This window comes from Bradyrhizobium sp. LB11.1, assembly GCF_040549385.1.
Lineage (GTDB): Bacteria > Pseudomonadota > Alphaproteobacteria > Rhizobiales > Xanthobacteraceae > Bradyrhizobium.
The window spans coordinates 754,868-775,179 of the sequence record NZ_JBEPTH010000002.1 but is presented as its reverse complement, the minus strand read 5'-3'; the positions used below and the strand labels follow the sequence as shown (position 1 = coordinate 775,179).

The window sequence follows — 20,312 nt, the reverse complement described above, 5'->3', positions numbered from 1 at the left end:
CGGCCGTCGTTTCCAACAGCGGCGCTGCCCCGTCAAGGGCAATTCGATAAACCCGCGCGGGCCAGGGCCGGTCAGGCGGGTCGCTTCAGGGCGCTAACCGCCTCGCACCAGGAGGCCGCGCCGAGGATTTGCAGGAGCATGCCGTAGACGGCGATTCCGGCGCCAATCTGCAAGCCCAGCACAATGAAGCGGATGAGGCCGTGGGCCTCCACCGGCATCAGCCCCGTCGTCAGCCAGAGCAGGACGCCCATGGCGGCGGCCGCAAGCACGATCCGCGGCAGCCGTTTGCGGGCGGCGGCGTCGACAGAGAAGCCGAATTCGCCGGTGCCCTTCCGAAGCAGCGAGAGCGCGCTGCTCCAGCCGCCGGCCGCGATGCTCGCGGCAATTCCGCTCGCGCCAAAGAAATGGCCGAGCAGGACGGCGAGCGCGATCGCGACTACAAAACCTTTGGCCGTTGCGAGCAGCGGCGTCATCGTGTCGCTGCGGGCATAGAAGGCCGGCGACAGCGCCTTGATCAGCACATGCGCCGGCAGGCCCAGCGCCAGCCACATCAGCGCGTGTGCCGTCGCCGCGCTGTCCTCCGCGCCAAAAGCGCCGTGCTCGAACAACAGCCGCACGATCGGTTCGGCCAGTACGATCAAGCCAAGCGTGGCAGGCAGCGCGAGTCCGATTGCAAGCTCCAGCGCGCGCGATTCCGCATGCGCCACCGCGTCGCGGTCGCCACTGCCGACCGCGCGTGTCAATTCAGGTACCAGCACCGTGCCCATGGCGACGCCGACGATGCCGAGCGGCAGCTCGATCAGGCGGTTGGCGAAATAGAGCCAGGAGACGGCCGACGGCGTGGCCGAGGCGATGATCGCGCCGGCTACCATCAGCCATTGCGGGCCGGAGCTTGCAATCATGCCGGGGATCGCCTTGGCGAAGAAGCCGCGCATCTCCTTGTCGAAACTCGCGCGGAGCGGTGTCGCAAGACGTGCGCTTCGCTGCGACAGCAGCATCACGAGTTGCAGCAGGCCGGCGATCCCGACGGTCGCCGCCAGCATCCATGCGGCGAAGGTCGCATCGGCGTGCCACAGCAGCAGCGCGGCGATAGCGGCGATCAGCGCGATGTTGAACAGCAGCGGCGAGAGCGCGGTGAGCGCAAAGCGCCCTTGCGCGTTCAGCAAACCCATCAGCACCGTGACCGGGCCGGCGAAGGCGAGATAGGGCAGCATCAGCCGCGCGTTCTGGACGGCGAGATCGAGCGTATTGCTGCCGGCGAAGCCGGGCGCGATGATCATGATGATCAGCGGCATCAACAGCGCGATCACGATGGAGATCACCATCAGGGCCGCGCTGACCGTGCCGAGCACGCGCCCCGCAAATGCCGATGCGGCCTCTTCGCCGTCGCGGTCACGCAAGCGGAGCCAGGCCGGGATCAACGCCGCATTCAATGCTCCCTCGCTGAGCAGGCGCCGCACCACGTTGACGAGCTGGAAGGCAGCCAAAAAGGCATCCGCCACGACGCCGGTGCCGAGCAGCGCCGCGATCAGGGAATCACGGGCAAAGCCCAGCAGCCGCGAGGCCAGTGTTCCCGTCGAGACTGTCAGGAAGGAGCGGATCATCGGCTGTTATAATACCGTTGCTTGCCCGTGCAGGGCCGGTCGTGATAGGCCGCGAGCTACATTTTCAGGCCGACAGGAAGCGGATTTTCCGCAACCCTGCAACCGGGCAACGGGATCAAAGTGAATGGCTGACGTGAAATATGACGTTCTCGGCATCGGCAACGCGCTGTTCGACGTGCTGGTACGGACCGATGAAGCCTTTTTGGTCAAGCACGGCATGGCCAAGGGCAGCATGTCCCTGATCGACGAGGCACGGGCCGCCGCGATCTATGCCGACATGGGCCCGGCGACGGAAGTCTCGGGCGGCTCGGCCGCCAACACCATCGTCGGCATCGGCAGCCTGGGCGCGCGCGCCGCTTATGTCGGCAAGGTCAAGGACGACCAGATCGGCAAGCTCTATGTCCACGACATCCGCGCCGCCGGCGTCGCCTTCAACACACCCGCCGCGAAGGACGGCCCTGCCACTGGCTGCTCCTATATCCTGGTCACCGGCGACGGCGAGCGCACCATGAACACCTACCTCGGCGCAGCGCAGGATTTGTCGCCGGCCGATATCGATCCGGCAGAGATCGCCGCCGCCAAGATCGTCTATCTCGAAGGCTATCTCTGGGATCCGCCGGGCGCCAAGGAAGCCTTCCTGAAGGCCTCCAAAATCGCCCACGAGGCCGGCCGCAAGGTGGCGCTGACGCTGTCGGACTCCTTCTGCGTCGGCCGCTACCGCGATGAGTTCTTGGGCTTGATGCGCAACGGCACCGCCGACATCGTGTTCGCCAACGAGTCCGAGTTGCACTCGCTCTATGAGACATCCGATTTCGACACTGCGCTCAAGCAGCTGCGCAATGACGTCAAGCTCGGCGTGGTCACCCGCAGCGAAAAGGGCTGCGTGGTAGTGACGCCGACCGACGCCGTTGCCGCCCCGGCCTCGCCGATCAAGCAGCTGGTGGACACCACCGGCGCCGGCGATCTCTTCGCCGCCGGCTTCCTGTACGGTCTTGCGCGCGATCTCTCGCACAAGCAGTGCGGCGAGCTCGGTGCGCTTGCGGCCGCCGAAGTGATCCAGCACATCGGCGCGCGCCCGCAGGTCTCGCTGAAGGAATTGGCTCGGCAGCGCGGGCTGACGGTTTAGGGCTCGCCTCTCTCCCCGTCATTGCGAACGTCACTCTCCGCTGTCGTCGCCCGGCTTGACCGGGCGACCCAGTATTCCAGAGGCGTTAGCGAGATACAGAGAAGCTGCGGCGTACTGGATTCCCCGCTTTCGCGGGGAATGACAGCCTGATTGTGGCCGCCAGCTGTGGCCTCACGCCGTCTTCGCCGCCTTCAATCCCAGCCGCTGCTCCACCGCCTCTCGCATCACGAATTTCTGGATCTTTCCGGTCACGGTCATCGGAAATTCGTCGACGAACTCGACATAGCGCGGAATCTTGTTGTGGGCGATCTGGCCGTCGCAGAAGGCGCGGACTTCTTCTGCGGTCAGCGCCTCCCCTGACCTGACACGGATCCATGCGCAGAGTTCCTCGCCGTAGCGGGTGTCGGCCACGCCGAAAATCTGCACGTCCTGAATCTTGGGGTGGCGATACAAAAACTCTTCGATCTCGCGCGGATAGAGGTTCTCGCCGCCGCGGATCACCAGATCCTTGATGCGGCCGACGATGTTGCAATAGCCTTCGTCGTCGATGGTGGCGAGGTCGCCGGTGTGCATCCAGCCATTGGCATCCAGCACGTCGCCGGTCTTTTCCTTCTCCTCCCAATAGCCCAGCATGACGCTGTAGCCGCGGGTGCAGAGCTCGCCGCGTTCGCCGCGCTTGACGATCCTGCCTTCGAGGTCGATGACCTTGACCTCGACATGTGGATGAATCCGGCCGACCGTGGACACGCGCCGCTCGAGCGGGTCGTCCGTTGCGCTTTGGAAGCTGACCGGGCTGGTCTCGGTCATGCCATAGGCGATGGTGACCTCGCGCATGTTCATCTCGGTGTTGACGCGCTTCATCACCTCGATCGGGCAGGGCGCGCCCGCCATGATGCCGGTGCGCAGTGATTTCAGGTTGAACGTCGCGAACTCGGGATGATCGAGCTCCGCGATGAACATGGTCGGCACGCCGTACAACGCGGTGCATTTCTCCTGTTCGATCGCGCGCAACGTCGCGAGCGGATCAAAGCCCTCGCCGGGATAGACCATGGTCGTGCCGAGCGTGACGGATGCGAGGTTGCCCATCACCATGCCGAAGCAATGATAGAGCGGCACCGGAATGCAGATGCGGTCCTGCTCGGTCAGGCGCATCGCGCGGCCGGTGAAATAGCCGTTGTTGAGGATGTTGTGATGGGTCAGCGTCACGCCCTTCGGTGATCCGGTGGTGCCGCTGGTGAACTGGATGTTGACGGGATCGTCGAACTGAAGCGCCGCGCCAAGCGTAGCGAGTTGCTCGCGATGCCTGGCGCCCCCCAGGCGCGCGACCTCTTCGAAGGGGATCGTGCCGGACGCCGAGGGACCGCCGATCTGGATCACCATCCGCAGCGCGGGCAGCCGCGCCGCCTGCAACTGTCCAGGCCTGGCGTTCGCCAATTCCGGGAGCAAGGTGTTGAGCATCTCCACGTATTGGCTGGTCTTGAACGCGGTCGCTGTGACGATCGCCGCGCAGCCGACTTTCTTCAGCGCGAACTCCAGCTCGCTCAATCGATAGGCGGGATTGATCGTCACCAGGATCAGGCCGGCCTTGGCCGCCGCAAACTGGGTCAGCGTCCATTCCGGCCGGTTCAGCGACCAGATGCCGATCCGCTCACCGCGTTCGAGGCCGAGCGCGAGAAAGCCCGCGGCGAGCGCGTCGACGCGCTCGGCGAATTCGGTCCAGGTCCATCGCACGTCGTGGCTGGGCGAGACCAGCGCCTCGCGATGACCCCAGCGCCGTACCGCATGGTCGAGACTGCGACCGATGGTGTCGCCAAGCAGCGGCGTGTCCGAGATGCCGCAAACGTAACTGTCGGCTTTGCCTGGAAGACCGTCCGCCAAGTTCGTCTCCTCAATTTTGTTGCCTCGTGCCCGAAGCCGATGGCTTTCGGGCACGAGGTTATCCGTTGCCGGGAAGGCGCGCGACGCCGTGCGCCTCATACTAAGTGGTTAGGCCGCCTTCTTTCCGCTGCCCGCATCGAGCCCGGCATACACGCCACGCTCGAAGCTCGCGAATGCCTGCAGGCATTTCGCGTCGGCGAACGGCAGCAGCTGCATCAGGATCACGCCGGTGACGTCGCGCGCCGGATCGATCCAGTAATAGGTGTTGGCAAGACCCGCCCAGGCGAGGCTGCCGGCGCTGCGACCCTCCGCGGTCTTGGCGGTGTTGATCATGAAGCTGAGGCCCCATTTCTTCACCTGGTCCGGATAGAGATCGACGTCGTTGCTGTACATCGGCGCCGCGGTGGGCAGCTTCGTTACGTTGAGATCGCCCATCTGGTTCTGTCCCATCATGGCGATCGTCTCGGGCTTCAGCACCTGGTTGCCGTTGCCGCGGCCCTTGTTCAGGATCATCTGGGTGAACCTGATGTAGTCGGCCGCGGTCGAATAGAGGCCGCCGCCACCCATGTGGAATTCCGGGTTCTGTTCGAGCTCGAACGGGATCGCGGCGAGCTGGCCGTCCTCGCCGCGGGCATGCATGCCGACGAGACGCTTGCGCATGTCGTCGGTGATCTTGAAGGCGGTATCGGACATTCCGAGTGGCGCGAAGACATTGTCGCGCAGATAAGCATCGAGCCGCTTGCCGCTGACGGCTTCCACCGCCTTGCCGACGAAGTCGATATTGGTGCCGTATTCCCAGCGCGTGCCGGGATCGGTCATGATCGGCGTCTTCAGCGCGGCATTCTGGCAGGTGGTGATCGCGGGGATGCCGGCCTTCTCCAGATGGATCGCAAGATCGCCGTTCCACATGTTGTAGGCGAAGCCGGCGGTGTGGGTCATCAACTGGCGTAGCGTGATCGCGCTCTTCGCCGGCCGCAGTTTTGGTTCGCCCTTGGAATCAAAGCCGTCGAGCACTTGCGGCTTGGCGAGATCGGGCAACAGTGAACCGATCGGCGCATCGAGCGTGAGCTTGCCCTGCTCGACGAGCTGCATCGCGCCGGCTGATGTCACCGCCTTCGTCATCGAGGCGATCCAGAACACGCTGTCGGCGGTCATCGCATCGGGCTTGGACAAGTCGCGCTTGCCGAACGCGCCCTGATACAGAATCTCATTACCGCTGGCGGCGATCGCAACGGCGCCGGGAATCTCCTTGGCGTCGCTCATCTTGCTCAGAATCTCATCGATCTCAGCTTTGCCTTGCATACGCGTTTCCTCCGGTTTGATTATTGTTGGAAGTGGTCGATTGTCCTCCCGCATCCGCTGCGCGGCAAGCGTGGCCATATGCACCCTTCGGTCGCGATGTCGTGACTTGACGGTCCCGGGCCAGCGCGGGACGACTGACCTCAACGCGTCCTCACAATCTGCGGTGGATGCCGCGCTTCGCCGTGACCTTGGATGGGCTCACACGGTATGTTTTGAGTGTTTGAAGCACTTGAAACATTTTGTGCGTTGCGGCGTTTGGCATCTGGCCCGGTGGCGGCTGACGTTAAGACTTGAAGCAAATTTGGCGGCCGTCCCATCGGCCGCGGGGGACCCGAAATGATTTCGACCTGGAACGAATGGAAACGCTATCCCCGCCCCGGACGAGGCGACAATCTGGAAGCGCCGATTTCTCCCGGAATCTACGAAGTTCGCATCGCCGGCACCGGCGCTCTCTATTCCTTCGACGCGGTCGACAATCTGGCGCAGGCCCTTGCGCTGCTGTCGGTCGGCTCAAAATCCTGGTTTGGTCGCCGTGATGCCTCCGACGTCCCCGATCTCGAATACCGGACCTGCGCGACCTCTTCGAAGGCCGACGCCAAGGCGGCCGCCGAGCGTATGATCGGCCGGCGCGAGACCTATCTGAGCGGCGCGGCGTAACCTCTCCGCTTCCGGTTTAATTCCCATCAGATGTGCGTTGCGGGCCGGTGCATTGCGCGCCGTCTGTCCCTATATTCCGGGCCGATCCGATCGCCCCAAATGATCGTCCGAGGAGTGACGCCATGACCCCGACCGCCGCCGCACGCGCCCAGCACGCCACTGCCACCCTGCAGGGCCGGTTGAAGGACCCGTTGTTGCTGAAGGAGGCCTGCTACATCGACGGCGCCTGGGTCGGCACGCCGGTCTTCGCGGTGAACAATCCCGCGACCGGTATCGAGATCGCAAAAGTCCCACAGCTTGGTGCGGACGACACCACCAAGGCGGTTGAGGCAGCCCAGCGCGCCTTCCCGGCCTGGGCCAAACACACCGCCAAGCAGCGCTCCAACATTTTGCGCAAATGGTTCGAGCTGATCGTCGCCAACCGCGAGGACCTCGCGCTGATCCTCACCTCCGAGCAGGGCAAGCCGCTGTCGGAAGCGCTCGGCGAGGTCGACATCGGCGCCGCCTATATCGAGTTCTTCGCGGAGGAGGCGCGCCGCGTCTATGGCGAGACCATCCCGACGCAGCGGCCCGATGCGCGGCTGCTCGCGATCAAGCAGCCGATCGGCGTCTGCGGCGCCATCACGCCGTGGAACTTCCCGAACTCCATGATCACGCGCAAGGTCTCGCCGGCGCTGGCCGCCGGCTGCACCGTCGTGCTGAAGCCCGCCAACGAGACGCCACTCTCGGCGCTTGCGCTGGCCGTGCTCGCCGAGAAGGCCGGTATCCCCAAGGGCGTGCTCAACATCATCACCGGTGATGCGCCGCCGATTGGCAAGGTGCTGTGCGAGCATCCGGCCGTTCGCTTCGTCGGCTTCACCGGCTCGACCGCTGTCGGCAAGATCCTTTACCAGCAGGCTTCCGTCGGCGTGAAGCGGCTCGGCCTCGAGCTCGGTGGCAATGCGCCCTTCGTGGTGTTCGACGACGCCGACATCGATGCCGCAGTCGAAGGCGCGATCGTCTCGAAATACCGCAACATGGGTCAGACCTGCGTCTGCGCCAACCGCCTCTACGCCCAGGACAAGATCTACGACGAGTTCGTCAAGAAGCTGTCGGCGAAGGTCGCGGCGATGAAGATCGGCGACGGCACCGAGAGCGGCGTCACGCAAGGGCCCCTGATCAATTTGAAAGCGGTCGACAAGGTCGAGCGTCACATCGCTGACGCCGTGAAGCGCGGCGCCAAGATCGTCACCGGCGGCAAGCGCAGCGAGCTCGGTCGTTCCTTCTTCGAGCCGACCGTACTTTCCGACGTCAAGCCGGACTCGCTGGTGGCGCAGGAAGAAACCTTTGGTCCGCTCGCCCCGGTGATCCGCTTCAAGGACGAAGCCGACGTGGTTGCGATGTGCAATGCCTCGCCGTTTGGTCTGGCCTCGTACTTCTACTCCCGCGATCTCGGCCGCGTCTGGCGCGTCGCCGAAGCCCTGGAATCCGGCATGGTCGGCGTCAACACCGGCCTCATCACCACCGAAGTCGCGCCTTTCGGCGGCGTCAAGGAAAGCGGCCTCGGCCGTGAAGGCTCGCGTCACGGCATGGAAGAATATGTCGAAATCAAATACGTGATGATGGCGGGGGTGTGAGGCCCTAGCCGTTCCCGCGCCGTCATGGCCGGGCTTGACCCGGCCATTCACGACTTGGCGGTTTCGTAGCCCGGATGGAGCGCAGCGTAATCCGGGGCCCTGTTGCTTGTGGCACAATCCCGGATTGCGCTTCGCTCCATCCGGGCTACGAGGGCCTTACCGCCTCAACACTGAGATCGTCCGGTTCGCAAACGTCAGCCGCTCGGCCATGACCGACACGAAATAGGTCAGCAACTTCTGGCTCAGCGCGGGGTCTTCTTCCCTGATCGCGTCGAACTGGTGCGTGTTCAGCACGTAGAGCACACTGTCGACCTCGGCCTGGATCGTCGCGCTGCGCGGGGCGCGCGACACCAGACCCATCTCGCCGATCGTGGTGTAGCGGCCCAGGCTGCGGACGCGCGTGGTGCGGTCGTCTTCGGCGGGGATCATGATGCCGACGCGGCCGTCGAGGATGAAGTGCATGGAATCGGCGGGGGCGCCGGCCTGCACGATGACCTCGCCGGCCTCCACCTCGATGCGCTGGCAGCGGCGGATCAGCGCGTCGGCATCGTCCTCGCTGCCGAGAATGCTTGCGAACCAGTCGTGCAGACTTGCTTCTTCCAACGCCAGGCCCTGATGCTGCGAGATGATCTCGTTCTCGCACCATTCCAGCGCGTGATCGAGTTCGGGGATGATCGTGACGCCTTCGCCGACGAAGTCGCTGGAGCGCAGCACCTTCTCGGCCGCTGCCGACAGATGCACCAGAATCAGCTCTGCGCCGAGGTCGACCGCGCTGCGCTTGATCTGCGCAAAACTGTAGGCGGCTGAGGAATCGACGCCGGTGACGAGCTTGAAGTCGAACAGCAGATAGCGGCACTCCGGGCGTTCCTGGAGCAACCCCTTGACGTGCTGGTAGAGCCGGTTGGCGGAGCCGAAGAACAGATAGCTCTGGAGATTGAGGCCCTGGATCTTGCCGCCATGTGCCTGAAGCACGTCCTGGTCGTCGCGCGAGCGGTCGAGCGAAGAGCGATACTCGGAGCCATCAAAACCGTACTTGATCGATTCGACCCGGGCCGCGCTGAACGCAAAGGTCGCGCAGCCGATGATCACGCCGATCAGGATGCCCGGCACGAAACCCCAGGCCACGATGATCACGATGATGGCGACCAGCGACAGATATTCGAGCTTCGAAAGCCGCTTGCGCGATTCGATGATCCATCTGTGCAGTTGGTCGGCGCCGAGATAGAGCAGCAAGCCGCCGAGCACAAACTTTGGAATGAAGCCGAGCAGGTCGGGCGCGACCGCGAGCATCAGCAGCGACAGCGCCGAGGCGGTGAGACCCGACGACCGCCCGCGGCCGCCGCTGGAGAAATTGAGGACCGAGCGGCTGATCGAGCTGCAGCCGGGATAGCCGCCGAGCACGCCGGTGAGGATGTTGGCCGCGCCGGTGATGTTCAGCTCGCGCTCCAGATTGGCTTCGCGGTGGATGGCGACCTCGATGCCGGTGGTGTTGAACAGTGTGCTCGATGCCGTGACGAAGATGACGGCGACGAGATTGCCGAGCAGGTCCGGCACGGCAAACCAGGGATAGCGGGCGAGATCGTCGCTGTGCCAGGGCAGCATGAACGCCGCTTGCGGCGGCGGCTGAAACGTCCAGCCCAGCGCGTGGGCCTCATCGAGCGAGACGCCCGAGATCCAGAACGCCAGATGCGCCGTGATCACGCCGCCGATGAGAATAATCGGCAGCCCGAACGGATTCCGCGAGCGGTGCCAGGTCAAATACAGCACCAGCGCCATGGCGCAGGCGGCACCGAGCTCAAGCAGCGTGGTGCCGTTGGCGAAGCGCGGCAGCGTCGAGAGCTGCACTGGAGTGTTGGTGATGACCCGGACCGCGCCCAGGGCGATGAGAAGTCCGGTGGCGCCGAGGAAACCGCCGACCACGGGATAGGGCACGTAGCGGATGGCCCGGCCCAGCCGCGTCAAACCCAGCCCGCACAGCACGACACCAGTCAGCACAGTCGACAGGCCGAGCGTGATCAGGACCGCCGAGAGCAAGGGTGCCGACGGATTGGCGGCTTCGATATGCGCGGCCAGCGAGGCCGCCAGAATTCCAGTCACGGCGGCGGTCGAGCTGTCGGGGGCGGCGATCGCGAAGGGCAGGGAGCTGCCGAGCCCGATCACGGCCGCAAGCACCGCGGAGCTGATGAAGGTCGCGGCGATGCCATAGGACAGATAGGGCGAGAGCGGGCCGGCGAAGATCAGCAGCGCATAGGACAGCCCGAACGTCACGGTGAGGACGCTCGCCGCACTGCCCCCCAGCATATCATTCAGCGCACGCTTGACGGACGGGCTGACCCTGGTGACCGGATCTGTCACGCCGTGACACTCGCTCATGAAAATTCCCGTCCGGAGAGGTAGACGAGTGCCAGCCTAGCGCAACTGGATTCTTGCAAATATGAAGTATCCGACAGTTCGTCGGCGGTCGGCGTGTGAACGGTCAGCCATAGAGTTAGTGGGCAAAACCAAAATGCCCACCGGGACAATAGGGGATGCGGCTGTGCTGGAGAGACGCGCCGGCCTCTCCGCGTCATTGCGAGCGCAGCGAAGCAATCCAGAATCTTTCCGCGGAGCAGTCTGGATTGCTTCGTCGCAAGAGCTCCTCGCAATGACGGAGGCTGGAGCTAAATCTTCAGCTCGCTCCCCGTCACGCGACGATACGCTTCCAGGTACCGCTTGCTGGTTGCATCGACCACGCTTGCGGGCAGTGGCGGTGGCGGGGCGTCGCCGTTCCAGCGGCCGGCCCGGCGCTCGACATCGAGATAGTCGCGCAGCGGCTGCTTGTCGAAGCTCGCCTGCGGCTGGCCGGGCTTGTAGGCATCGACGGCCCAGAACCGCGACGAATCCGGTGTCATGACTTCGTCGATCAGGATGATGCGGCCGTCCTTGTCGCGGCCGAACTCGAACTTGGTGTCGGCGATGATGATGCCCTGCTCGCGCGCCAGCTCTTCGCCGAGTGTGTAGATCGCGCGCGTCATGCTTTCGAGCGTGTAGGCGACGTCGTCGCCGACGACCTTACGCATCTTGGCGATGGTGATGTTCTCGTCATGGCCGGTCTCGGCCTTGGTCGCCGGGCTGAAGATCGAGGGCTCGAGCTTCTCGCTCTCGACGAGGCCCGCCTTCAGCTTTTCGCCCGCCAGCGTGCCGGAGCCAGCATATTCCTTCCAGGCCGAGCCCGAGAGATAGCCGCGGATCACGCATTCGATCGGAAACACGGTGGTGCGGCGGGACAGCATGGCGCGGCCGAGGATCTCGGCGCGGTGTGGTTTCAGCGCCGGCACGGCCGCGATGATCTCGTCGGCATCGGCGCTGATCATATGATGCGGCACCACGCCTTCGAGCTTGTTGAACCAGAACGCGCTCACTTGCGTCAGCACCGCGCCCTTCATCGGGATGGTCTCGCCCATCACGACGTCGAAGGCGCTGATGCGGTCGGTGGTGAGGAGCAGCAGGCGGTCGTCGTCGATGGCGTAGATATCGCGCACCTTGCCGCGGCCGATCTTGGTCAGGGGCAGGTCGCTGGAGAGCATGGTGGTCATCGCAAAGCTTTCGAAGACTTGGCCTTCAGGCGAGAAATCCGGTCGCGCCGGACAGCGCGACCGGACACCGGATTAGCCTATTCCGGCAGCGGAATGAACTCATGTTCCTGCGGAACCGCGGCGAAGCGGCCGGTTTTCCAGTCCTGCTTGGCCTGCTCGATCCGCTCCTTGCTGGAGGAGACGAAATTCCACCAGATGTGACGCGGGCCCTCCAGCGCATCGCCGCCGAGAAACATCATCCGCGTGGCCTTGAGCGCCTTCACGGCGATGCGGTCGCCGGGGCGGAAGATCAGGAGCCGCGGCCCCTCATAGCGCTCGTTGGCGATCTCGACCTCGCCATCGACCACGTAGATCGCACGCTCCTCGTGATCCGGGTCGAGCGGCACGCTCGCGCCCGCCACCGCCGTAACCTCGGTGTAGAACCAGGGTGAGACCATTTTCACCGGTGAGGTGATACCGAAGGCAGATCCGGCGATCACCCGCGCGGTAAAATCGCGCTCGGAGATCATCGGCAACTCGCCCGCCGCATAATGCTGGAACGAGGGATCGATCTCTTCGGAGCCAGCCGGCAGCGCGATCCAGCTTTGCAAGCCGAGCATCTGCTGCCCCGCGGCGCGCTGCGCATCCGGCGTGCGCTCGGAATGGGCGATGCCGCGCCCAGCCGTCATCAAGTTCATCGCGCCGGGTGCGATCTCCTGCACGTTGCCCTCGCTGTCGCGATGCATGATGGACCCGTCAAACAGATAGGTGACCGTGGCAAGCCCGATATGTGGATGCGGCCGCACGTCCATGCCCTTGCCGGAGACGAACTGCACCGGACCGAAATGATCGAAGAAGATGAAGGGCCCGACCATCTGCCGCTTGCCATGCGGCAACGCGCGCCGCACCACGAATCCATCGCCGAGGTCGCGGGTGCGCGGCACGATGACGAGATCGAGCGCGTCGCAGGACATGGGATCGCCGAGCACGGGATCGTTGGAGGGTTGCCAGCTCATGGTGAACTCCTTCTTTAGACTTGCGAGGCCGATGGTAGCAGCATTTTGCATTGCCGTCGCGACAAAGGCCGGGCAGTGACTGTCGTGGTGCGGATGGTCCTTGAAAAGATGAGCGCAACGAACGATGTTCGACCGACTTCCACCGTGACCGGCCGCAGCATTCGATGACAACAGCCGCCCTCGAACTCGCCTTCCGCGCCGCCAGCGTCGCGCTGCTGCTGGTGCTGGCGGCGTCGCTGCTCTCGGATTTCCGCAATGTGCTTGCGGGGCGGCTCGGTGCTGCTCTCGCGCTGGGCCTGGCCGCGCATGCGGTGAGCTATTCGGTTGGCGTCACATCGCGGGTCCCGTTATGGCATGCGCCGCTGATTGCGCTATCGACCGGCAACATCGTGGTGTTCTGGCTGTTCACGCGCGCGCTGTTCGACGATGAGTTTCACTTAAATTGGTGGCACGGATGGGTCTGGGCGCTGGTAACGGCGTTCAGCTTCGCAGGCTGCGTCTGGATTGCGCCTGGCGGCCATTTGCGGTTCTCGGTGACGGTGGTCAACCTGATCGTGCTCGGCTTCATCGCGCTTGCGATCGGGCAGACGATCGCATCGTGGCCGGCCGACCTGGTCGAGCGCCGCCGCCGCGTTCGCGTCTTCATCGTCTGTGCCGGCGCGCTCTATGGCGGGGTGAATGCGCTGCTTCAGATCTCCGTTGCGGGTTACCGCGTCGGCTCCGTCGCCGATACGATCAATGCCGGCGTGCTCGCCTGCATCGTCGCGGCCATCACCTATGCCATGATGCGCGTCGATGGGGCCGATCTGCTTCCGGCTGCCGCGCAGGCCGCACCGGCCGTCGTGTTCACCCCGCAGGCTTCCGAAGACGCTGCCGACCAGAAGCTCATCGACGCCCTGATGCGGCTGATGGCGGACGAGCGGATCTACCGCCAGGAGAACATCACCATCGGCGTGCTGGCGGGCCGGCTCAAGATTCCCGAATACCGGTTGCGCCGGCTGATCAACCAGCAGCTCGGCTACCGCAACTTCAATGTGTTCCTGAACAACCACCGGATCGAGGAGGCCAAGGCCGCGCTGGCCGATCCCGCCCAGGCCGAGGTTCCCGTCATCACCGTCGCAATGGACGCCGGCTTCCAGTCGCTCGGCCCGTTCAACCGCGCCTTCAAGGCGGTGACAGGCGTGACGCCGACGGAATATCGGCGGCTCAAGGCCGATGCGGCCTAGATCTTTAGATCATTGAAATCACACAAGGATTTTGGAATCGGCTAGTCCCGATCCAATTTCAACAATGCCATTCCAAATCCGGCGAGCGCGCTCGCCCGCATCCGGCTTGTCTCCGGCACTCGCCCCGAAGCCGGAGAAAGCCCGTGACCCGCCGCCGCAAGATTATCCTCCTCACCACCGCAATTGTCTGTGCCGGCCTCGCGCTCGGCGTGGCGCGGGCTCGTGACGTGCCCAGGGTTGCCACCGGCTTCATCGCCGACACGCTCTGCTCGGAGACGTTCGTCTCGGGCCTCGATCCCAAACGCGACCTTGCCGAGACCACCGATGCGATGCCGGGCGCGGGTCTGTTGACCTGGGCGATGGATTTTCAAGTCGATCGCGCACGCAAGGATATCACGGTGTCGCTGTTCGGGATCGGCCGCAGCCATGCCGTCTATCGCGAGGGGCTCGGCTGCACGCTCGACCACGGCCAGGGGATCGCCGACGTCGCGCTGCCCTCCGACGACAAGCAGCCCGCCTTGCTGCCCGAGATCGCCGGCGAGGGGCTCGTGCCGCCGCAAAGCGCTGCGCTATCAGCCGCGCTCGACCGCGCCTTCGCCGAGCCTGCGCAGCCGCCCTATCGGCGCACGCGCGCGATCGTCGTCATGAAGGCCGGCCGCATCATCGCCGAGCGCTATGCCGATGGCATCGGACCGGAGACGCAGCTGCTCGGCTTCTCCATGACCAAGTCGGTGACCTCGGCGTTGACGGGCATTCTCGTGCGCCAGGGCAAGTTGAAGCTCGACGAGCCCGCGCCAATTGCCGCCTGGCAGAATCCGGATGATCCGCGCCACGCCATCACCGTCGACCAGCTGCTGCGGCATACTGCTGGCATAGCGCTCGGAAGTTCGTTGCAAGCCTCGCTCGGATCCGTGCTCGAGCCGGTCAACACCATGAAATACGCCGAGGACGACATGGCAGCCTTTGCCGCGCGTGCGCCGCTCGCGACCGCGCCGGGCACGGCCTGGAATTATCACGACGGCAACTTCCTCATCCTCGCGCAGCTGATCCGCAATGCCGCAGGCGGCAAGCCGGCGGATGCGCTTGCCTTCGCGCGCCGCGAACTGTTCGCGCCGCTCGGCATGGTCAACGTCACGCTTCAGCTCGACGGTGCCGGAACGATCGAGGGCTCCGGCGAAATGCTGGCGTCCGCACGCGACTGGGCGCGGTTCGGCCAGCTCTATCTCGACGACGGCGTCGTTGGCGGTAAGCGCATCCTGCCTGAGGGCTGGGTGAACTACTCCGCGTCAGCCACGCCGAACGCTTGGGTCGGGATCGGCGCGGGCTTCTGGACCAACCAGGGCCGCAGCTTTGGTGCGAAGTTTCGTATCGCGCACGGCTGGCCGCGCGATGCCTTCTTCGCCAAGGGGACGATCGGGCAGTACACGATCGTTATTCCCTCCGAGCGCCTGGTGATCGTACGGTTAGGCCGCTCGCCGAACGTGCCGCCGGAAGCGGATGGTGTCTTTGATCTCGTGCGCGATGTCATTGCGACAACGCGCGAGAAGGAGAAGCTGGCGGGAGCGAATTGATTTAACCTCGCCCCGCTTGCGGGGAGAGGTCGGATCGCCCTTGCGATCCAGGTGAGGGGGTACAGGTCTCTCGACGATCTCATGCGCGGAGAGAGGCCCCTCACCCCAACCCTCTCCCCGTAAGAACGGGGAGAGGGAGAAGAGCGACCTACTGCCGCCCCAGTTCCGTCGCCTTCGCCACGCGATCGAACCGCTCCAACGTCATGATCGCATCGGCGAATTTGTCGGCTCGTGCATTCAGCACGGGCCGCGCCAGCGTCAGAAACTTCTGCTGCATCGCCTGCGCATCCGGGAACGATGCCGGCTCGCCGGAGGGATCGGCGTAGAGCCGCTCATGCACGCCGTCATCCGTGGTAATGCTGACGCGTGCGCCAAAGGGATGGGTGCGGCCGACCTCGAGCCGGTCGTCTTGCACCACATCGAACTTGTCGGCGAGCGCGTCGATCGCGGTGTCGCCGAGACGGTTGTAATCGTCCCAGCCGAACGAGCCCTGGTCGAGCGCGAGCGCGCCGGTGAAGAACATCGAGAACTGGCCGCCGACGATCGAGGTCGGATGCCGCTTGGTCGCGGCGTCGCCGGTCAGCGTGATGCCGTTACGATGCAGCCCGATCTCGACGCGCTTGACCTTGTCGGGCGTCAGATTGTGCTCGCGCCGCATCGCGATCAGCGCGTCGATCGCGGCATGGGTGTAGCGGCAGCTCGGATACGGCTTGACGCCGATCTTCATGGTCTCGTAGGTCTTGCCGAGTCCGGCCACCGCCTTGTCGGGATGCGCGTCGTCGGTGTAGCCGGCGAGCAGGCCGTGCTTGCCCTCGACCGATTCCGTCGCGCCGACGAAATCGTTGCGGGCGAGCGTCGCGGCGATCACGCCATTCATCGCGGCCGCGCCGACCTGGTAGCGTTTGTTCCAGGCGCCGTTCATCAGGAATTGCAGCGAGCCCGCGGCCTGGCTGCCGGCGACGCCGAAGGCGGCGATGATCTGCGCCTCGGAGAGGCCGAACAGTTTGCCAGCCGCCGCAGCCGCGCCATAGGTGCCGGCCGTCGCGGTTGGATGGAAGCCGCGCGCATAATGCGAGGTCGGATCGAGCGCGTTGCCGAGCCGGCAGCAGACCTCATAGCCCGCGACGATCGCCGTCAGCACGTCGCGGCCGGACGCGCCGACCATCTCACCGACGGCGAACGCGGCCGGAACCACCGGCGCGCTCGGATGCAGCGAGGAATCCGCATGCGTATCGTCGAAATCGAGGGAATGGCCGAGCGCGCCGTTGAGCAGGGCCGCCACGGCCGGGGTCCAGGTCTTGCTGTCGCCGAACACGGTGGAGTCGCCCTTGGTGTCGAGCGACAGCGCTTCCAGCATTTTCAGCAGCGATGGGGTCGATTCCGCCTCGGACCGCGCGCGGATGGCACTGCCGAGGAAATCCAGCGTCAGCACCTTGGCGCGATCCAGCACCTCCGCCGGAATATCGGCGAATTTCAGGTTGGCGACATAGGCGGCGAGCGTTGCGGTTTCGTGGGCCATCGTGTTTCCTCGTTTTGGCCGGCAAATTAGGCGGGCTGATTTGGCCTTTCAAGCGGCCTTGCGGCCGCGGGCATCAGCTATGCTTCTCGCTGGCTCTACGAGGATTGGACCGGGACATTCGATAATGACACTCGCAAAAGAGCTGTTCGACCGGGTCTGGTCGCGAAAGACGCAGTTGGGGCTGGCGGTCCGGGTCACGGTGGCGGCGACGGCAGCCTATGCAATCGCCACGGCGCTGCATCTGTTGCTGCCATTATGGGCCGTGCTGACCTCCATCATCGTGACCCAGATGAGCGTCGGACGCTCGCTGAAGGCGACACGCGACTACATGCTCGGCACGATCGGCGGCGCCGTCTATGGCGGCGCGATCGCAATCCTGATCCCCTATTCCGGCGAACTGGGCCTGCTGGGTTTGCTGGTGTTGGCCGTGGCGCCGCTTGCCTTTGTCGCATCGATCTATCCGAACCTGAGCTCTGCAACGGTGACGGCCGTGATCGTGCTCGTGCTTCCGTCGATGCATCATGCCGACCCCATGGCCTCGGCGATCGATCGCGTCAGCGAAGTTTCCGTCGGCGCGGTGACGGGACTGCTCGTCTCGTTCCTGGTGCTGCCCTCGCGCGCGGTGCGGCAGATCCGCGCCAGCGCGGCCAGGCTGCTCGACCTGATCGCGGAGGCCTTCACCGAATTGCTCGCGGGCCTCACGCGAGGCCGCGACAACGATGCATTGCATCGGATTCAGGATGGCATCGGGACCGCAATGGTGGGCATGAATACCATTGGTGCCGAAGCCGAGCGCGAGCGCTCTGCGCGATTGTCGGGCGGGCCGGATACCGGCCCGTTGCTGCGAACGATTTTGCGGTTGCGCCATGATGTCGTGATGATCGGCCGCGCCACAGTGGTACCGCTGCCGATAGAATTGCAGACCCGCCTCGCCGCGCCCTTGTCGGAGGTCGCGACTGCGATCGCCCTCTTCGTGCGCTCGGCGGCTAGCGCCTTGCGGGCCGGTGCCGGCGCCCCGGCGATCCGCCCTGTGCATCTGGCGCTCGATCGCTATGCCGATGAGGTCGCGGCCGTCCGCCGCGACGGCCTGATCCGCGGCCTGCCCGGCGAGATGGCGGAACGCTTCTACGCCATCGGCTTCTCGCTGGAGCAGATGCACCAGAATCTCTGCGACCTCGATCGCGTGGTCGGCGAATGGGCGGAATCTACGGCCGACAAGTCCGCGCGGATGGCGGAGTAATTATCGGGCCGGCTCCACGATGCGTCCCATCATGCCGCGCACGACGAGCTTGTGGAACGGGATGATCAGCGCGAGGTAGGTCCGTCCGAGGAGGTTGTTGGTCCGCACCAGCGTGGTCGAGGTGACATGGCGCAGCGTCGCTTCGCCCGCGACGTCGACCACGAGGCGGAAGTCGAGATGGGAATCGTCGAAGCCGGCGATGAGCTGATCCGGCGTCTCGCTCAACACCGGAAACAGGCCGATCAAGCCGCCTGGTGCGTACGCGCCTTCGCCCGATGTCTTCAGCCCGAAGGGTTTCACCAGGATGTTGCGCAAGCGGGTCAGCGCATCGATCCAACGCGGCGCGTTCAGGACCATTCGGGTGCAGGCCTCGCGCGCACTCAATTCCGTCGTGCCGACCTCCACACGAAACGAGTCGATGAACTGCGCGCCTGATAGCACCGTGCCGGCATCGACATTGGGGGTGATTTCGCGAACGGGAGCTGTCATCCCGCGATCTTGCGCGTCAACATCCGGAATCGCAAGATCAAGAGTCCGGCATAGACGAACGATCCGATCGACAGTCCGATCCAGACGCCGACCGCGCCGAGGGCGGCGTGGAAAGCCAGCCACCAGGCGATCGGGAAGCCGACGCACCAATAGCCGATCGCGGCGAACACCAGCGTCATCCTTGTGTCATTTATGCCGCGCAGCGCGCCGCCCATGATGGTCTGGAGCGCGTCCGCAATGAAGAAGGTGGCGCCGACCAGGAGAAGTGTTGCGGTCAGGTCGACGGTCGGCGCGCTGGCCTCGCTACTGCCGAAAAACAGCCGCCCCAGCTCATAGCGGCCGAGGATGATGGCAACCGTTAGCGCCGAGACGAACGCCACTCCGAGCACCGCTGCGACGAGGCCTGCGCGCCGCACCGCGGCCGGCTCGTTGCGGCCGAAGGCGTGGCCGACCCGGACGGTCGCGGCCATGCCGATGCCGAGCGGGACCATGAACAGGACGGCGGTGACCTGGAGCGCGATCTGGTGCGCGGCGAGCGCGGTGGTCGAGATCAGGCCCATCAAGAGCGCGGCCGAGGAGAACAGGCCATATTCCAGCAGCAACGAAAATGAGATCGGCGCGCCCAGCGCAACAAGTTGGCGCATCAACGGCCAGTCGATCCGCCACAGTTGGGCCAGTGGATGATAGTCGGCGAACGGCTTGCGCCACGCCGCGACGGCGAGCGCGGCAAGGAAGGTGCCGAGATTGACCAGCGTGGTCGCGAGTCCCGCGCCGAACAGGCCGAGCTCCGGCAGGCCGAACAGGCCATGGATCAGGCAATAGACCAGCGCCAAGTTCGCGGGGATCGCCGCGAGCGTGATCCACAGCGGCGCCTGCGGCCGGTTCACCGCGCTCATCATGCTGCGCAGCGCGATGAAGCCGAGTGCCGGCGCGATGCCCCAGGCCAGCCCGTTCAGATAGCGTTGGGCGAGGCCGGCTGAATGTGGCGCCTGTCCGAGCGCAACCAGGATGTGCTCGCCATAGAGCGGCGAGGCCATCATCGGCAGCGAGATCAGGAGCGCGACCCACAGGCCGACGCGCAAGGAGAGGCGGATGCGTCTGACGTCGCCGGCACCGAACGCTTGCGCGGCCAGCGGTGATACCGCAGCCATCAAACCAAGTCCGAAGGTGAAGCTGACGAAATAGACGGTGTGCGCAAGTGCCGCAGCGGCGACCGCATCCTCGCCGAGCCTCCCGATCAGCACGAGATCGCTCGTGATCATCGCGATCTGCCCCAGCTGCGTCAGCATCATCGGAACGGCCAGCCGCAACGTCTCGACGAATTCTTGCGCGAGATGGCTGTGCACGCCGGCTTGCGGCTGCGGATGTGGTTCGACGCTGTCGAGCATGAGGGGTCAATAGCACGGTCGCGCGACGAAAACATGGCCCCTTGTGCGAGGGGTGAGGGGCTCTATCCGCTAGCTCGGGTACCGTAGGGTGGGCAAAGGCGCACTCGCGCCGTGCCCACGATCCAT

Annotated in this window: 15 protein-coding genes; 6 read left to right on the top strand and 9 right to left on the bottom strand. The window is 65.0% G+C overall.

Annotation, left to right across the window (positions count from 1 at the left end):
- Positions 1 to 71 precede the first annotated feature (71 nt).
- On the bottom strand, positions 72 to 1,604 hold the full coding sequence (gene murJ, locus ABIA96_RS07465) for a murein biosynthesis integral membrane protein MurJ (protein ID WP_354136371.1): 1,533 nt from the start codon (positions 1,602 to 1,604) through the stop codon (positions 72 to 74).
- Positions 1,605 to 1,728: 124 nt separating this feature from the next.
- Here murJ and ABIA96_RS07460 point away from each other — a divergent pair, with 124 nt between their 5' ends.
- Entirely contained in the window at positions 1,729 to 2,730 is a 1,002-nt protein-coding gene (locus ABIA96_RS07460) for an adenosine kinase (RefSeq protein WP_354136370.1), read from the top strand.
- Between the two features lie 171 nt (positions 2,731 to 2,901).
- Here ABIA96_RS07460 and ABIA96_RS07455 read toward each other — a convergent pair whose 3' ends face one another.
- A complete protein-coding gene (locus ABIA96_RS07455) occupies positions 2,902 to 4,707 on the bottom strand; it encodes an AMP-binding protein (protein WP_354136369.1) in 1,806 nt (601 codons plus the stop codon).
- 9 nt (positions 4,708 to 4,716) lie between these two features.
- The gene (locus ABIA96_RS07450; RefSeq protein WP_354136368.1) at positions 4,717 to 5,910 is read right to left on the bottom strand and encodes a serine hydrolase domain-containing protein; all 1,194 of its coding nucleotides are present in this window, start codon (positions 5,908 to 5,910) and stop codon (positions 4,717 to 4,719) included.
- A gap of 336 nt (positions 5,911 to 6,246) precedes the next feature.
- On the opposite strand from ABIA96_RS07450, the gene ABIA96_RS07445 reads away from it, so the two are divergent.
- Entirely contained in the window at positions 6,247 to 6,567 is a 321-nt protein-coding gene (locus ABIA96_RS07445; protein ID WP_354136367.1) for a hypothetical protein, read from the top strand.
- Between the two features lie 122 nt (positions 6,568 to 6,689).
- Entirely contained in the window at positions 6,690 to 8,183 is a 1,494-nt protein-coding gene (locus tag ABIA96_RS07440) for an NAD-dependent succinate-semialdehyde dehydrogenase (protein WP_354136366.1), read from the top strand.
- Between the two features lie 156 nt (positions 8,184 to 8,339).
- On the opposite strand, the gene ABIA96_RS07435 is transcribed toward ABIA96_RS07440, so the two are convergent.
- The 3 genes from ABIA96_RS07435 to ABIA96_RS07425 form a co-directional block, all read right to left on the bottom strand.
- Entirely contained in the window at positions 8,340 to 10,556 is a 2,217-nt protein-coding gene (locus ABIA96_RS07435; protein ID WP_354136365.1) for an SLC26A/SulP transporter family protein, read from the bottom strand.
- A 287-nt stretch (positions 10,557 to 10,843) separates the two neighbouring features.
- The gene (locus ABIA96_RS07430) at positions 10,844 to 11,758 is read right to left on the bottom strand and encodes a phosphoribosylaminoimidazolesuccinocarboxamide synthase (protein WP_354136364.1); all 915 of its coding nucleotides are present in this window, start codon (positions 11,756 to 11,758) and stop codon (positions 10,844 to 10,846) included.
- 77 nt (positions 11,759 to 11,835) lie between these two features.
- A complete protein-coding gene (locus ABIA96_RS07425; protein ID WP_354136363.1) occupies positions 11,836 to 12,753 on the bottom strand; it encodes a pirin family protein in 918 nt (305 codons plus the stop codon).
- 164 nt (positions 12,754 to 12,917) lie between these two features.
- On the opposite strand from ABIA96_RS07425, the gene ABIA96_RS07420 reads away from it, so the two are divergent.
- Positions 12,918 to 13,979 (top strand): AraC family transcriptional regulator, encoded by a 1,062-nt coding sequence (locus tag ABIA96_RS07420; protein ID WP_354136362.1) that lies wholly within the window; start codon positions 12,918 to 12,920, stop codon positions 13,977 to 13,979.
- Positions 13,980 to 14,122: 143 nt separating this feature from the next.
- Positions 14,123 to 15,550, top strand: coding sequence for a serine hydrolase domain-containing protein (locus tag ABIA96_RS07415; RefSeq protein ID WP_354136361.1), 1,428 nt, complete (start codon positions 14,123 to 14,125; stop codon positions 15,548 to 15,550).
- A 148-nt stretch (positions 15,551 to 15,698) separates the two neighbouring features.
- Here the strand turns inward: ABIA96_RS07415 and ABIA96_RS07410 are convergent, their stop codons facing one another.
- Positions 15,699 to 17,069 (bottom strand): MmgE/PrpD family protein, encoded by a 1,371-nt coding sequence (locus ABIA96_RS07410; RefSeq protein WP_354136360.1) that lies wholly within the window; start codon positions 17,067 to 17,069, stop codon positions 15,699 to 15,701.
- Positions 17,070 to 17,193: 124 nt separating this feature from the next.
- Between ABIA96_RS07410 and ABIA96_RS07405 the strand changes: the two genes are divergently transcribed.
- Entirely contained in the window at positions 17,194 to 18,309 is a 1,116-nt protein-coding gene (locus tag ABIA96_RS07405) for an FUSC family protein (RefSeq protein ID WP_354136359.1), read from the top strand.
- On the opposite strand, the gene ABIA96_RS07400 is transcribed toward ABIA96_RS07405, so the two are convergent.
- Together ABIA96_RS07400 and ABIA96_RS07395 are read right to left on the bottom strand one after the other, a co-directional pair.
- On the bottom strand, positions 18,310 to 18,798 hold the full coding sequence (locus ABIA96_RS07400) for a DUF2867 domain-containing protein (RefSeq protein ID WP_354136358.1): 489 nt from the start codon (positions 18,796 to 18,798) through the stop codon (positions 18,310 to 18,312).
- Complete coding sequence (locus tag ABIA96_RS07395) at positions 18,795 to 20,186, bottom strand: MATE family efflux transporter (RefSeq protein ID WP_354136357.1); 1,392 nt, start codon at positions 20,184 to 20,186, stop codon at positions 18,795 to 18,797. The genes ABIA96_RS07400 and ABIA96_RS07395 overlap by 4 nt, the downstream gene beginning before the upstream one ends.
- Positions 20,187 to 20,312 lie beyond the last annotated feature (126 nt).